This window comes from Brachymonas sp. KE5 (assembly GCF_057773645.1).
On sequence record NZ_CM173463.1, the window covers coordinates 2,107,785 to 2,121,610 of the forward strand.

General features: G+C 65.4%; 12 protein-coding genes and 2 tRNA genes. 6 read left to right on the forward strand and 8 right to left on the reverse strand.

Features of this window, described 5'->3' with window-relative positions:
* Window positions 1-15: 15 nt before the first annotated feature.
* The 4 genes from aliA to badH form a co-directional block, all read right to left on the reverse strand.
* Window positions 16-1,659, reverse strand: coding sequence for a cyclohexanecarboxylate-CoA ligase (aliA, locus tag ACX36O_RS09980; RefSeq protein ID WP_371686283.1), 1,644 nt, complete (start codon window positions 1,657-1,659; stop codon window positions 16-18).
* Between the two features lie 43 nt (window positions 1,660-1,702).
* Entirely contained in the window at window positions 1,703-2,854 is a 1,152-nt protein-coding gene (gene aliB / locus ACX36O_RS09985) for a cyclohexanecarboxyl-CoA dehydrogenase (protein WP_091813502.1), read from the reverse strand.
* Window positions 2,855-2,965: 111 nt separating this feature from the next.
* Window positions 2,966-3,748, reverse strand: coding sequence for a 2-ketocyclohexanecarboxyl-CoA hydrolase (gene badI / locus ACX36O_RS09990; protein ID WP_091815401.1), 783 nt, complete (start codon window positions 3,746-3,748; stop codon window positions 2,966-2,968).
* 51 nt (window positions 3,749-3,799) lie between these two features.
* A complete protein-coding gene (gene badH / locus ACX36O_RS09995) occupies window positions 3,800-4,567 on the reverse strand; it encodes a 2-hydroxycyclohexanecarboxyl-CoA dehydrogenase (RefSeq protein ID WP_091813500.1) in 768 nt (255 codons plus the stop codon).
* A 138-nt stretch (window positions 4,568-4,705) separates the two neighbouring features.
* On the opposite strand from badH, the gene ACX36O_RS10000 reads away from it, so the two are divergent.
* The 6 genes from ACX36O_RS10000 (at window position 4,706) to ACX36O_RS10025 (ending at window position 10,179) form a co-directional block, all read left to right on the forward strand.
* Window positions 4,706-5,212 carry a MarR family winged helix-turn-helix transcriptional regulator gene (locus tag ACX36O_RS10000; RefSeq protein WP_091813497.1) on the forward strand — a complete coding sequence of 169 codons (507 nt, stop codon included), beginning with the start codon at window positions 4,706-4,708 and terminating at the stop codon, window positions 5,210-5,212.
* Between the two features lie 15 nt (window positions 5,213-5,227).
* Window positions 5,228-5,998, forward strand: a complete 771-nt coding sequence (locus tag ACX36O_RS10005; protein ID WP_091813494.1) for an enoyl-CoA hydratase — start codon at window positions 5,228-5,230, stop codon at window positions 5,996-5,998.
* 96 nt (window positions 5,999-6,094) lie between these two features.
* Window positions 6,095-7,618 carry a 3-hydroxyacyl-CoA dehydrogenase gene (locus tag ACX36O_RS10010; protein ID WP_371698336.1) on the forward strand — a complete coding sequence of 508 codons (1,524 nt, stop codon included), beginning with the start codon at window positions 6,095-6,097 and terminating at the stop codon, window positions 7,616-7,618.
* 32 nt (window positions 7,619-7,650) lie between these two features.
* Window positions 7,651-8,853: a 3-oxoadipyl-CoA thiolase gene (locus tag ACX36O_RS10015; RefSeq protein WP_371686285.1), complete on the forward strand. Its 1,203-nt coding sequence runs from the start codon at window positions 7,651-7,653 to the stop codon at window positions 8,851-8,853.
* A gap of 41 nt (window positions 8,854-8,894) precedes the next feature.
* Window positions 8,895-9,389 carry a hemerythrin domain-containing protein gene (locus tag ACX36O_RS10020; RefSeq protein WP_371686286.1) on the forward strand — a complete coding sequence of 165 codons (495 nt, stop codon included), beginning with the start codon at window positions 8,895-8,897 and terminating at the stop codon, window positions 9,387-9,389.
* Between the two features lie 76 nt (window positions 9,390-9,465).
* Entirely contained in the window at window positions 9,466-10,179 is a 714-nt protein-coding gene (locus ACX36O_RS10025; RefSeq protein WP_371686287.1) for a hypothetical protein, read from the forward strand.
* Window positions 10,180-10,253: 74 nt separating this feature from the next.
* On the opposite strand, the gene ACX36O_RS10030 is transcribed toward ACX36O_RS10025, so the two are convergent.
* The 4 genes from ACX36O_RS10030 to ACX36O_RS10045 all read right to left on the reverse strand — a co-directional run bounded on the left by ACX36O_RS10030 (window position 10,254) and on the right by ACX36O_RS10045 (window position 13,730).
* Window positions 10,254-12,554: an ATP-dependent DNA helicase gene (locus ACX36O_RS10030; RefSeq protein WP_371686288.1), complete on the reverse strand. Its 2,301-nt coding sequence runs from the start codon at window positions 12,552-12,554 to the stop codon at window positions 10,254-10,256.
* 73 nt (window positions 12,555-12,627) lie between these two features.
* Window positions 12,628-12,703: transfer RNA gene (locus tag ACX36O_RS10035), tRNA-Lys, on the reverse strand.
* Window positions 12,704-12,779: 76 nt separating this feature from the next.
* Window positions 12,780-12,855: transfer RNA gene (locus ACX36O_RS10040), tRNA-Lys, on the reverse strand.
* Between the two features lie 53 nt (window positions 12,856-12,908).
* Window positions 12,909-13,730 (reverse strand): tRNA threonylcarbamoyladenosine dehydratase, encoded by an 822-nt coding sequence (locus tag ACX36O_RS10045; RefSeq protein WP_091813481.1) that lies wholly within the window; start codon window positions 13,728-13,730, stop codon window positions 12,909-12,911.
* Between the last annotated feature and the right edge of the window lie 96 nt (window positions 13,731-13,826).

The following is a 13,826-nucleotide window of genomic DNA, read 5'->3' on the forward strand; positions in this document are numbered from 1 at the left end:
TGTCTCTTGCCGGCCTCAAATCAGGCCGTCGCGCAGCATGTCGCGCAGGCGGAACTTCTGCACCTTGCCGGAGGGCGTGGCCGGCATCGATGCCACGATCACCAGCCGCTCGGGCATGTACTGCGGGGCCACACGCTGCTCGCGCAGGAACTGCACCATGGTGTCCATGTCGAACCGCGTGCCCTCGTTCAGCACCGCCACGGCGCAGGCACGTTCACCCAGGCGTTCGTCTGCATACGACACGATCGCCACCTGGGCCACGGCCGGATGCTTGTACAGCAGCGACTCGATCTCGAACACCGGAATGTTTTCGCCTCCGCGGATGATCACGTCCTTGCTGCGGCCGCTGATGCGGATGTAGCCATCCTTGTTCACACTGGCCATGTCGCCGGTCTCGAACCAGCCGTCGGCATCGGTCGCATTCAGATGCGGGCGCTTCAGGTAGCCCCCGAAGTTGGAGCAGCAGCGCACCAGTAGCTGGCCGACTTCGCCCACCGGCATGTCCTTGCCGTCGAAATCCACCACCTTCACCTGCACGCCCGGCAGCGCACGGCCATCCGTGGTCACCGAGAGGACATCGTCGTCCTCCGGGCAGGTGGTGGTGACGGCACCGTTTTCCGTCATGCCCCAGGCCGAGATGATCTTGGTGCCCAGCCCATTGCGCGCCTGCTCCACCAGCGGGCCCGGAATCGGAGCGCCGGCGCAGACAAAGGTTTTGAGGCTGGGCACGCTCTGGCCGGTTTCGATCACGGTGCGCGTCAGGTCTGTCAGGAACGGCGTTGACGCCATCGTGAAGCTGACCTTCTCGGCATTGATGATCTCGATCGCGCGCTTCGCTTCCCAGATGTCCTGCAGCACCACATGCGCCTGCAGCACGATGGGCATGACCAGACCGTACAGAAAGCCGGTCTGGTGCGCCATGGGCGATGCCATCAGCACCACGTCGTCGGGACCGAGGTGCATGCGCTCGGCGTAGGCCACGATATTGGAGACGAGCGTGTTGGCGCTGTGCTGCACGCCCTTGGGTTCGCCCGTGGTGCCGGAGGTGTAGAGGATCTGCGTCACATCGTCCGCACCGGGACGGTGCTGCGTCAGGATGGCCGCCGCATCAGGCTCGTTTTCCCATTCGGGGCCGGACAGCAGCGCGTCAAAACCGTGGCGCGCCTTGGAGCCGACCACCACCACGTGCTGCACGCTCGGCAGCTCGGGCCTGAGGTTCATCGCCATGCCCTCGTAGTCGAATCCCCGGAAAGTCTTGGGCACCACCAGCACCTTGGCCTCGGCATGGTTGACCATGAACTTGAGTTCGCGCTCGCGGAAGATATGCATCAGCGGATTGAGCACGGCGCCAATGCGCGAGCAGGCCAGGTACAGCAGCGAGAACTGCCACCAGTTGGGCAGCTGCATGGCCACCACGTCGCCCTTGCCCACGCCCAGGCGCGACAGGCCTACGGCAATGCGGTCGGTCATCTGCGTCAGTTCGCGGTAGGTAAAGCGGCGCGTTCCGTTCGCATCCAGGCTGATGGCCGTCAGGGCCAGCTTGTCGGGATGCTGCTCCACGCAATCCTGCAGATAGTCATTGATGGTGCGGTCGTGCCAGTAGCCATTGGCGATGCTCTCGGCACGGCGCCCCGGCAGCAATACGGCGTCGAATTCCATGGGTGTCTCCTGTAATTGTTTGTCTCGGGCGGATGGGCGTACTTCAGACCGGTACGGCAGCGCGGCCGGCCTTGGTGCGGGCGATGATGGTCTTCATGATCTGGGCGGTGCCGTCTCCGATCTGGAAGCCCAGCACGTCGCGCAGACGCTGCTCCATCACGCCGCGGTCGTAGCCGCCGTGTCCGAACATCAGCAGACACTGGTGGATCACGTCATAGGACAGCTTGGGCGCCCACCACTTGCACATGGCCGCCTCGGCGGTATGCGGCAGGTTGTGGTCCTTGCTCCAGAGCGTCTGCAGACAGAGCAGGCGCGCTGCCGCCACCTGCGTTTCGTAGTCGGCCAGCGGGTGCGACACGCCCTGGAAGGCCGACAGCGGCTTGCCGAAGGCTTCGCGTTCGGCCACGTATTCCCAGGTTTCCTCCAGCGCCACCTTGGCCACTGCCAGTACCTGCAGCCCGATCAGCGCGCGCGAGAAGTCGAAACCCTGCATCACCTGCACGAAGCCCTTGTTCTCGTCGCCCAGGCGGTGGTCCACCGGCACGCGCACGTTCTCGAAGAAGATCGAGCCGCGGCCGATGGCACGCTGGCCATGGCAATCGAAACGGTTGGTGGTCACGCCCGGCAGGTCCATGGGCACCAGCAGTGCTGTCACGCCATGGGCGGCCGAATCGACGCTGCCGGTACGGCCGAACACCACGGCGGCATCCGCCTGGTCGGCTGCGGAAATCGACGTCTTTTCGCCGTTGATCACATACTCGTCACCCACCCGCTCCACGCGCAGGCGCAGGTTGGCCGCGTCGGAGCCGCCACGCGGCTCGGTCAGGGCAATGGCGAACAGCGCATCGCCTTTGGTGAGGCGTTCCAGCCAGGGCTTGACCACTTCGGGCCGGCCATGCTGCGACAGGATCTGGCCATTGAGGGAAGCCAGCAGGTTGATGTAACTGATGCTCAGGTCGGCGCGGGCGATCTCCTCGTGGATCACGCCAGCGGCCAGGCACCCCATGCCCTGGCCGCCATAGGCCTCGGGCAACTCGGGAGCGATGAAGCCCAGCTCGCCCATCTCGCGCATCAGCGTGCGCTCCAGCACACGGGTATCGTCGCGCTCCAGAAAGCCGGGGGCGACGCGGTGGGTGGCAAAGCGGCGGGCGTGTTCCGCAATCGCCTGCAGGTCTTCATCGATGTAGGGATTCATGCTCTTGGGTCCTGATCGTTGGAGGTTCACCAGGGTGCAGCGACCCCGCACGGGCGCAAAAACCCGTGCAAGGCGGCAGCCACACTGCCGGGAACGAGAAAGACGGTGGTGTTACTTGGCGTACTTGCGGAATTCGGGCTTGCGCTTTTCCTTCAGCGCATTCACGCCCTCGCGCGACTCGTCGGTGTCGTAGTACAGCTTGAGCGCGTACATGCCCATGCCGGCAATGCCGCTCTGGTGCGCCGTGTCCATGTTGAAGCTGCGCTTGGCAATGGCGATGGCGGTGGGGCTGCGCTCACAGATGGTCTCGGCCCATTCCTGCACGGTTTCGTCCAGCTTCTCGGGCGGCACGCAGATGTTGGCCAGGCCCATGTCCACGGCTTCGTGGCCGCTGTAGCGCTTGTTCAGGTACCAGATTTCGCGTGCCTTCTTCTCGCCCACCACGCGGGCCAGGAAGGCGGTGCCGTAGCCCGGGTCGACCGACCCCATCTTGGGACCGACCTGGCCGAAGATGGCCTTCTCGGAGCAGATGGTCAGGTCGCAGATGGTGCACAGCACATTGCCGCCGCCGATGGCGTAGCCCTGCACGCGGGCGATCACCGGCTTGGGCACATCGCGGATGGCCGTGTGCAGTTCCTCCATCGGCAGGCCGATGGTGCCGCGACCGTCGTAGTTGCCATCGTGGGCCGACTGGTCGCCGCCGGTGCAGAAGGCCTTCTCGCCGGCGCCAGCCAGCACGATGCAGCCCACGTCGCGGTCATAGCCGGCCTTGTTCAGGGCCTTGATGATCTCGTCGCAGGTGGTGCCGCGGAAGGCGTTCATCTTGTCGGGGCGGTTGATGGTGATCCATGCCACGCCATTGCGCACTTCGTACAGGATGTCTTCGAACTGGATGTCTTTGCTCATGGGAATCTCTCGTCGGTGTGGAATCGGGTGGAAACGGAATCAGCCGTTCATGGTCAGGCCGCCGGACACGGACAGCACCTGGCCAGTGATGAAGGAGGCGTCGGTGCTGCCGAAGAAGGCGATGGCGGAAGCGAGATCGTCGCCCTGGCCCAGGCGGCCGAGCGGAATGGCCTTGGTGAAGGCCTCGATCAGCTTTTCGGGGTTGGCAGCGCCTTCGGCCACGCCCGCCAGCAGGGCGGTATCGGTCGGGCCGGGACACACCACGTTCAGGGTGATGTTGTGGCGGGAATGCTCTCGCGCCAGCGTCTTGGTGAAGGCCACCAGTCCGCCCTTGCACGCGGCATACACGGCCTCGCCGGAGGAACCCACGCGGGCAGCGTCGGAGGCCACGTTGACGATGCGGCCGCTCTTGCGCTCGACCATGCCGGGCAACACGGCGTGGTGCATGTTCAGGGCGCCCACCAGGTTGATGGCAATCAGCTTGTCCCACTCGCCGGATTCGGTCTTGAGGAAGGGCTTGAACACGTCCCAGCCGGCGTTGTTGACCAGCGTGTCGATCGGACCCAGCTGGGCGATGGTGTCGGCCACGGCTGCATCCACGCTGGCGCGGTCGGTGATGTCGCAGCGGAAGGCCTGTGCACGGCCGCCGGCATCGCGAATGCCCTGGGCCACTTTTTCGGCAGCCTCCAGGTTCATGTCGAAGACGGCAACCTTGGCACCTTCTGCCGCCAGACGCCGGCACGTGGCACCGCCGATGCCGCCGCCGCCGCCGGTCACGATGGCTGTCTGGTTTTCATAACGTTTCATGGAAGGTCTCCTTGGGGCTAACATGGATGGAACATCTTTGCATTGTTGTTTGCTTTTATGCAAACATGTTGTCATAATAAGCATCAAACACAACATTGACAAGCACGATGTTTTTAAATTTTTTCATGGTTTACCCTTATGAAAACAGAAGAAACACGCTTTGATCTTGCAAACCGGATATTCTTTCGCTTGTACCAATGTGCAAACATGTTGCATAAAACCGGAAGCAGAGCACTGGAACAGGAAGGTCTCAGCACACAGCAATGGGCGGTGCTGGGAGCGCTTTCGCGGCCAAGCGTGCAAGGGGGCATGAGCCTGGGCGACCTGGCGCGCTACCTGATGGTCAGCCGGCAGAACCTGTCGGGCCTGATCAGCCGCATGGAGCGCGACGGCCACCTGGCCGTGATGCCCGACGACCGCGACCGCCGCTCGCGCCTGGTCACCATCAGCGCGTCCGGCCGCCAGGTCTGGGAGCACCATGCCCAGCCCAAGATCCGGGCCTACTACGAATCGCTGCTGGGCGAGTTTTCGGTCAGCGACATGACGCACACCCTGCATTACTTGCTGAAGATGCTGGACGGGATGGAACGCACCGATGCTGCACAGCTCGGCAATGGTGCCCCTGCCGACGGCGAAGCACCTTGATCTGAAAGAACCCCGATGGAATTCGTGAAGCTCGACCACCCTGCCGCCGGCGTCGCACGCCTTGCCATACACCGCCCCGAGGTGCGCAATGCCCTGAACCAGGCCGTGCGCGAACAACTGGCCGAACAGTTCAGCACCCTCGGGAAGTCTTCCGAAGTGCGCGCCATCATCCTCACCGGCGGCGACAAGGTGTTTGCCGCCGGCGCCGACCTGACCGAGTTCGCCCACAAGAACGCGGTGCAGATGCAGCAGCGCACCGTGCATCTGCTGTGGCAGTCGATTGCCGAATGCCCCAAGCCGGTGATTGCCGCCGTCAACGGCTACGCGCTGGGCGGTGGCTGCGAGCTGGCCATGCATGCCGACATCATCGTGGCCGGGCGCAATGCCACCTTCGGCCAGCCCGAGATCCGCGTGGGCGTGATGCCCGGTGCCGGCGGCACGCAGCGCCTCACGCGCGCCATCGGCAAATTCCAGGCCATGAAATACCTGCTGACCGGCCTGCCGTTCAAGGGCGAGGAAGCCTTCGCCATGGGCCTGGCCAGCGAGGTGGTGGACGACGAACAGGTGCAGGCCCGCGCGCTTGAACTGGCGCAGCTGATCGCCGGCATGCCGCCGCTGGCCGCCACGCAAATCAAGGAAGTGGTGCTGGCCGGGCAGGACATCGCGCTTGACGCCGCCCTGCTGCTGGAGCGCAAGGCATTCAACCTGCTGTTTGCCAGCCAGGACCAGAAGGAAGGCGCGCGCGCCTTCCTCGAAAAACGCCCGCCGAACTACACCGGCAACTGATCCATTCCGCCCCGTCGCATACGGTCCGCACCGGCTTGCCATGCAGCCGGGTGTGCCTCGCCTCGCTCATCACGCTTGCCAAACACAGGAAACACCATGCACACTGCAACTTCCCGCCCCGCCCTGCTGGGCATCGTCGGCGCCGGCCTGATGGGCCGCGGCATTGCCCAGATCGCCGCGCAAGGCGGTATCCCCGTGGTGATGCACGATGCCCGCCCCGGCGGTGCGCGCGAGGCCTGCCAGGCGATTGCCGACACCCTCGGCACGCTGGCAGGCAAGGGCAAGATCCCTCAGGATGCCTGCCATGCTGCCGTGGCACGCCTGCACGCCGCCTCCAGCCTGGCCGACCTGTCCAGCTGCACGGTGGTGGTCGAGGCCATCGTCGAGAACCTGCAAGCCAAGCGCGCCCTGCTGGCCGAACTGGAAGCCTGTGTCTCCCCCGGCTGCATTCTGGCCAGCAACACGTCCTCCCTGTCCGTCACCGCGCTCGCGGCCGGATTGCAGCATCCGGAGCGCGTGGCGGGCTTCCACTTCTTCAGCCCCGTGCCCCTGATGAAAGTGGTCGAGGTGATTGCCGGGCCGCTCACCCGGCCCGAGGTGGCCGATACGCTAGTGGCGCTGGGCCAGCAGATGGGGCACACCGCGGTGCGTGCCAGCGACACGCCCGGCTTCATCGTCAACCATGCCGGGCGCGGCTACCTGACCGAAGCCCTGCGTCTGCTCGGCGAAAGCGTGGCCGAACCGGCCGTGCTCGACCGCATCCTGCGCGACGCCGCCGGCTTCCGCATGGGGCCGTTCGAACTGCTGGACCTGACCGGACTGGATGTGTCCCAGCCGGTGATGGAATCGATTTACCAGCAGTACTACCAGGAACCACGCTATCGGCCCTCGGTGATCGGACGCCAGCGCCAGCAAGCGGGGCTGCTGGGACGCAAGACGCAGCGTGGGTTCTATTTCTATGATTTCGGAAAAAAACTGGAAATTCCCGAAGAGGATCTTCCTGCATTCAAAAGCCTTCCTCCAATATGGATCCATGCGGACGACCTGAAGGCATTTCCCCCGGTGGCCACCCTGCTCCAGACGCTCGGCATCACGCCGGAAGCCGGATCCACCCCGTCGCCGCAGGCGCTGTGCGTGGTGCTGCCCCTGGGCCAGGACGCCAGCACGCTGTGCGCCGAGGCCGGCCTCGACCCCACCCGCACCGTGGCGCTCGATCCGCTGTTCCTCACCGGCCGCCGCACGATCATGGCCACCCCCGTCACCAGCCAGGCCCTACGCGATGCCGCACGTGTACTGTTCAGCGCCGATGGCATCCCGGCCTCCGTGGTGCGCGACAGCACCGGCTGCGTCGTGCAGCGGGTGCTGGCCAGCATCGTCAACATCGGCTGCGACATGGCGCAGCAAGGCATTGCCACCCCCGCCGACATCGACAAGGCGGTGACGCTGGGCCTGGGCTATCCGCACGGCCCGCTGGCCTGGGGCGACGCCCTGGGCGCTCCAACCGTGCTGCGCATCCTGCACCGCCTGTTCGCCCTGACGGAAGACCCGCGCTATCGCCCCAGTCCCTGGCTGCGCCGCCGTGCCCAGCTCGGCCTGTCGCTGCTCACCCCCGACCACTGATCCCCACCCTCGAAAAACAGGAGACACCCACCATGCTCGATGCCTATCTCTATGCCGGCCTGCGCTCCCCTTTTGGCCGCCAGGGCGGCAGCCTCTCCCCGGTGCGCCCGGATGACCTGGCCGCCGCCGTCATCCGCCAGCTGGTAGCCGACAGTCCGTTCCAGCCGGAACAGGTGGAAGACGTGCTGCTCGGCTGCGCCAGCCAGGCCGGTGAAGACAGCCGCAACGTAGCCCGCCATGCCGCGCTGCTTGCCGGACTGCCGGTCAGCGTCCCCGGCCAGACCGTCAATCGGCTGTGCGGCAGCGGACTGGCTGCCGTGCTGGACGCCTCCCGCGCCATCACCGTTGGCGAAGGTGCCCTCTACATCGCCGGTGGTGTCGAGAGCATGACCCGCGCTCCCTTTGTCGTGGGCAAGAGCGAAACCGCCTATGGACGCGAGTTCAGGGTGTTCGACAGTTCCATCGGCGCCCGCTTTCCCAACCCGCGCCTGAGCCAGGCCCACGGCGATGACACCATGCCGCAAACCGCCGACAACGTGGCCGCACAGCTGGGGCTGAGCCGCGCCGACAGCGACCGCTTCGCTGCCGCCTCGCAGTCCCGTTACGCCCGGGCCCTGGCCGACGGCTTCTTTGCCGGAGAGATCACCCCCGTCGAAGTGCCGACCGGCCGCAAGACTCCGCCGCGCATCGTGAGCGCCGACGAGCATCCCCGCCCGCAATCCGGCTTCGACGTGCTGCAGGGCCTGAAGCCGCTGCAGGAAGGCGGCGTGGTCACCGCGGGCAACGCCTCCGGCATCAACGATGGCGCCGCCGCCCTGTTCATCGGCAACCGCACCGTGGGCGAACAGGCGGGCGCTGCTCCGCTGGCCCGCATCCTGTCCGGTGCAGTGTCCGGCGTGGAGCCACGCGTGATGGGCCTGGGCCCGGCCTACGCCATTCCGAAAGCGCTGGAGCGCGCCGGCCTGACGCTGGCCGACCTGGATGTCATCGAGATCAACGAAGCCTTTGCGCCCCAGGTCCTCGGCTGCCTGCAGCTGCTGGGCCTGGCGTTTGACGATGCACGCGTCAACGCCAACGGCGGCGCCATTGCCATCGGCCATCCGCTCGGCGCCTCAGGCGCGCGCATTGCCCTGACTGCCGCCCGCGAACTGCAGCGCCGCAACGGACGCTACGCCGTGGTCAGCCTGTGCATCGGCGTGGGCCAGGGCATTGCCCTTGTGATCGAACGTGTGTGAGCGAAGGGCAGATAATGGGAGCCTGCCCATCCGGAACTCCCATGTCTGCCGCTTCTGATTCCAACGCCCCTTTCGCAACTCCCTCGCTCCCGCACGCCGGCTTGCTGGAAACGCACCACACCCTGCGTACCATGCTGGAGCGCCTCAACCAGTTGGCCGCCGACATTGCAGATACGGGGCTCTCGCCGCAAGTGCGCAAGGAGGCCGGCGCACTGCACGCCTGGTTCGCCCAAGCGCCGGCGCAGCACCATGCAGACGAGGAAGCGCACGTGTTTTCCCGCCTGCTGGCTTGCGGCGATGCGGAACAGATTCATCTGGCCAAACGCCTGACCGCCGACCACGGCTGGCTGGACGTGAACTGGAAGCAGATCGCTCCCTCGCTACTGGCGGCCAGGGACAATTACCAGTGGTTCCAGCCGGCCGAACTGATTGCCGCCGTGCGCCTGTTCACCCGCATGCACGAGGAGCACATGGAGCTGGAGGAAACACAGGCTTTTCCTGCCGCCTTCGCGCCGCCGACAGCCCCGGAGCAGTAAGCAGCCCGCCCCGCGAGCCAACCCACCGGCCCGGGGCACGTCACCCCCCGCGACCCGAAGCCCCGCCCTTCCCGCCATGCTCTCCCGCCGCCACCTCACCCGCCTGCGCCAGATGTACCGCTCGGCCGGCTGGCCCTGCCAGGACCAGCTGGAAATCGACCTGCTGGCCGCCGGCCTGCTGCAGCAGCAGACGGACCCTCAGGGCCGCGACACGCTGCGCCTGACGCCGGAAGGCATCGCCACGCTGGCGCAATATGGCGAAAGCAACCGCCAGCTGCGCACTCCGCACGAGGCCCTGGTGGAACAGGTTGCCCTGCACATGCAGCGCCAGGGCCGCATCGTCTGGCGCGGGCTGGCCCTGCGCGCCTCCATCAACCAGGGCACCGAGGAGGAGCCGCAACCCGCCTGGGTCATGGCCATGCCCGATGTTTTCAGCGTGCGCAACACCACGGTGGAGGGCTATCTGGAACCGGTGGTGCACGAGATCAAGGTCAGCCGGGCCGACCTGCTGGGCGACGTGCGCAATCCGGCCAAGCGCGCCGCCTATCTGGCCATGGCGCCGCAGGTGTATTACGTGCTGGGCTGCAACGCCAAAGGAGCGCCCATTGGCGGCGTGGACGACATTCCCCTGGAATGCGGAGTGATGATTGCCGGCGCATCCGGTCTGGACGTGTTGCGCCCGGCGCCGCAGCGCCCATTCGAGAAGATGCGCTTTGACGTGTGGATGGCGCTCGCCAAAGCCAGCCCGCTAGCGCGGCCCGATGACGGGGACGAGCAACTGGCATTCTGAGATTGCGGACACGGCCGCTGCGTCAGCCATCTCTCCCCACCACCGCAAACAGACAAACCCCTATTGCGCACACGCTACCCCCTGCGCCACCAGCGCGGCAGCAAGCCCCGCTGGAACAGGCGTTCAAACCGGTCATCGATCAGATACACCACGCCCCGGTCGCTCTCCGTGCGCACCACCCGGCCCGCCGCCTGCACCACCTTTCGCAGACCGGGAAACAGGTACACATAATCAAACCCCTGCCCCATCAACGCCTCGATGCGTTTGCGCATGGCCTCATGCACCGGATCGACAGGCGGCAACCCGAGCGTGGCAACAAACGCGCCGATCAGCCGGCTGCCGGGCAAATCCACCCCTTCGCCAAACGCACCGCCCTGCACGGCAAAGCCGATTCCACTCCCTCCCTCCTGGAAACCGGCAAGAAATTTCGATCTTTCATCTTCTCTCATTGATCTGGTTTGTTCCCATAGGGGAATTTCACTATCCATAGCCTTGACTCTGTCAATCACCTTCTCCAGATAGGCAAAGCTGCTGAAGAAGGCCAGATAGTTGCCCGGATGGGCCCGGTACTGGCGCACAATCAGTTCGGCAATCGGTTCGACAGAACGCTCCCGGTCGTTCCATCGGGTCGAAATCGGCACAACGTGCACCTGCAGTTGCCCGGCGCTGAACGGCGCCAGCACATCCAGCCAGGCATGGTCCTCCGGCAGGCCCAGCATGTCGGCATAGAAGCGCGGCGGCTGCAGCGTGGCCGAGAACAGCACCGCACTCGCTGCCGCCTGCAGCCGTGGCCGCAAAAAGGGTGCAGGCACCACATTGCGCAAGGTCAGCACGCCATCGTGCAGCCGGCCGCGCGGCAGTACGTCGGGCAGTTGGGTGGGGCGCAGCACATCGCACAAGGAATGGTCGCCAAACTCCTCCGCCAGCCGCGTGAACTGGATCGCATCGAAATAGAACCGCTGCAGCTCGGCCGGCAACTCTGCAGGATGCTCGGCCAGGAAGTCGCTGGTGCGGCCGATGAACTCCTGCAGCACGGCCAGCCATTCTTCGTCCAGCTCCACGTCCTGATAGCCCGGCTGCAGCTGCTCCATCATGCGGTTCCACTGCGCGCGCAGGCGCGTCAGCGGGCGCTTGAGCGGCCTGGGGGCGATCCGCGAGAGGCCCTGCAAGGCGAATCCGTTGAGGGATGCGCTGTACATGCCCCGGCCGCGCTCCACCAGATTGTGCGCCTCGTCCACCAGCAGGCCTGCGCGCCAGCCCTCCGCCACCGCCATGGCGTAGACAAAGGCGCTGGTGTCGAACCAGTAGTTGTAGTCGCCCACCACCACATCAGCCCAGCGCACCAGCTCCTGGCTCAGGTAATAGGGGCAGATCGTGTGCTCGGCGGCGACGGCGGCGATCTGCGCCTGATCCAGCAGTTGCGTCTCCGCGAGACGCATGGCATCCAGCCGCGCCTGCGGCAGCCTGTCATAGAAGCCCCTGGCCAAGGGGCAGGACTCGCCATGGCAGGCGGCGCCGGGGTGCACGCACACCTTGTCGCGGGCGGTGATTTCGACCACGCGCAAAGGCGGCCGGGCGTTGCCCTGGCGCAAGCGCTGCAGCGCCTCCAGCGCGGCGGCTCTGCCGGTGGTCTTGGCGCTCAGGAACAGCAACTTGTCGATCCGGTCTTCGCCCATCGCCTTCAGCATGGGAAACAGCGTGCCCAGCGACTTGCCAATGCCGGTTGGCGCCTGCGCCAGCAAGACCCTGCCGCGGCGCGCGCCGATGAACACCTGTTGAGCCAGCAGCCTCTGTCCCGGTCGCATCTTCCCTAACGGGAACTCCAGTTGCTGCAGAGCATCCAGCAAAGTTTTCCGGTGCACCTGCTCCTGCTCGCCCCATTGCCGAAAACGCGCGCACAGGCCATCAAAGAACTGTTCGAGCTCCGCGGCCTGCAGCCGGCGCGTATCGGCATGCTCCTTGTGCCCGAGCAGATCGTAGTGCAGCAGCCGAACGTCCATGTGCGCCAGCCCGTGCTCCCGGCACAGCAGATGCCCGTACACCATGGCCTGCGCCCAGTGCAGCGCTTGCTGGTTGAGCGGAATGCGGTCGACCGGGCCCTTGTGCGTCTTGACCTCCTCCACCAGCTGCAAGGCCAGCGAAAAACCATCGGCGCGACCACGCACGTTGAGCGAACCGGCTTCGCCCTGCACGGCCACCTCGCTGGCAAAACCCGGTGCGCGCCGGGCTGCGACGATGCGATGGCCTTCCATGCCCTCCACGGCGGACGGGCCGGGGGTGAAGCGCAGGTCCAGATCGCCGGAGCGCGCGGCGAAATCGCACAGCGCAGTCACAGACACCTGCATCTGTTCGACGGAGTGGGTTGGATACAACATTACTGGCAGTTTGCCAGAGTTGGGCAACCAACAAAAAAGCGCCGGGAATCTGCATTCCTGGCGCCTTGGATGGTGGTAGGTCGTACAAGATTCGAACTTGTGACCAACGGATTAAAAGTCCGCTGCTCTACCAACTGAGCTAACGACCCACACTCCCGAACGCGGCAAATGCCGCATCCGGAAAGAAAAAACCACAAGGCTTGTGCACCTGGTGGCTGATATGAGTGGTAGGTCGTACAAGATTCGAACTTGTGACCAACGGATTAAAAGTCCGCTGCTCTACCAACTGAGCTAACGACCCACTCCTGCTTCATCAAGCATCTCTGCCCAACGAAGACTTGAATTCTAGCACCCTTATCGCGGCTTCGGCAAGGCTTCGGCAATTTTTTTCAGAATCCAGCCGGCTGCGCACATGCCGAATGTGGCGGTGACCGCAACAGCCGAGCCATAGCCGGCGCAATTCAGGCTGCCATCGACCATGCCATCCACCTCGCAGCTGTCGCTCACGGGCAGCTGCACCGCCTCGCGGCTGAACACGCACTGCACACCGATGCTCTTGCCGTCGCGCGGTGCACCGTGCTGCTTGCGCAGGCGGTAGCGCAACTGCGCCAGCAGCGGATCGTGCGTGGCCCGGCTCAGGTCATCCAGCTCCACCAGATGCGCCTGTTGCTTGCCGCCCGCCGCACCCACGCTCACAAACAGTGCCTTGTTGCGCCGGGCCCAGGCCGCCATCGCCGTCTTGGCGCCCATCTGGTCACAGGCGTCGATCACGGCCGTGGCATCGGCGGGCACCAGCTGCTCCCAGTTGTCCGCCGTCACAAAGTCATCAACCAGATCCACCCGGCAGTCGGGATGGTAGCCCGCAATGCGCTGCTGCATGGCCACGATCTTGGCCTGTCCCAGAGTGGCATCCCCCGCATGAATCTGGCGGTTGATGTTGGATTCGGCCACATGGTCCATGTCGATCAGCGTCAGGCGGCCGATGCCGGTGCGTGCCAGCGTCTCCACCGCCCAGGAACCGACGCCGCCAATGCCGACCACCACCACATGCGCCTGCGCAATGCGCTCTGCTCCGGCCTTGCCATAGAGCCGCCCCACCCCGCCGAAGCGGCGCGCGCGGTCGACGATGACAGGCAAGGGAGAAGAGGAAACCGGGGGCACAAACATCTCGGACATGGGTGAAGAATACCAAAATGCCCGCACAGGGCGGGCATCAGACAATCGCTACAGTAGCGATTGTTTCAGCGGTGCCTGCCCTGCGTGCGCCGTCAT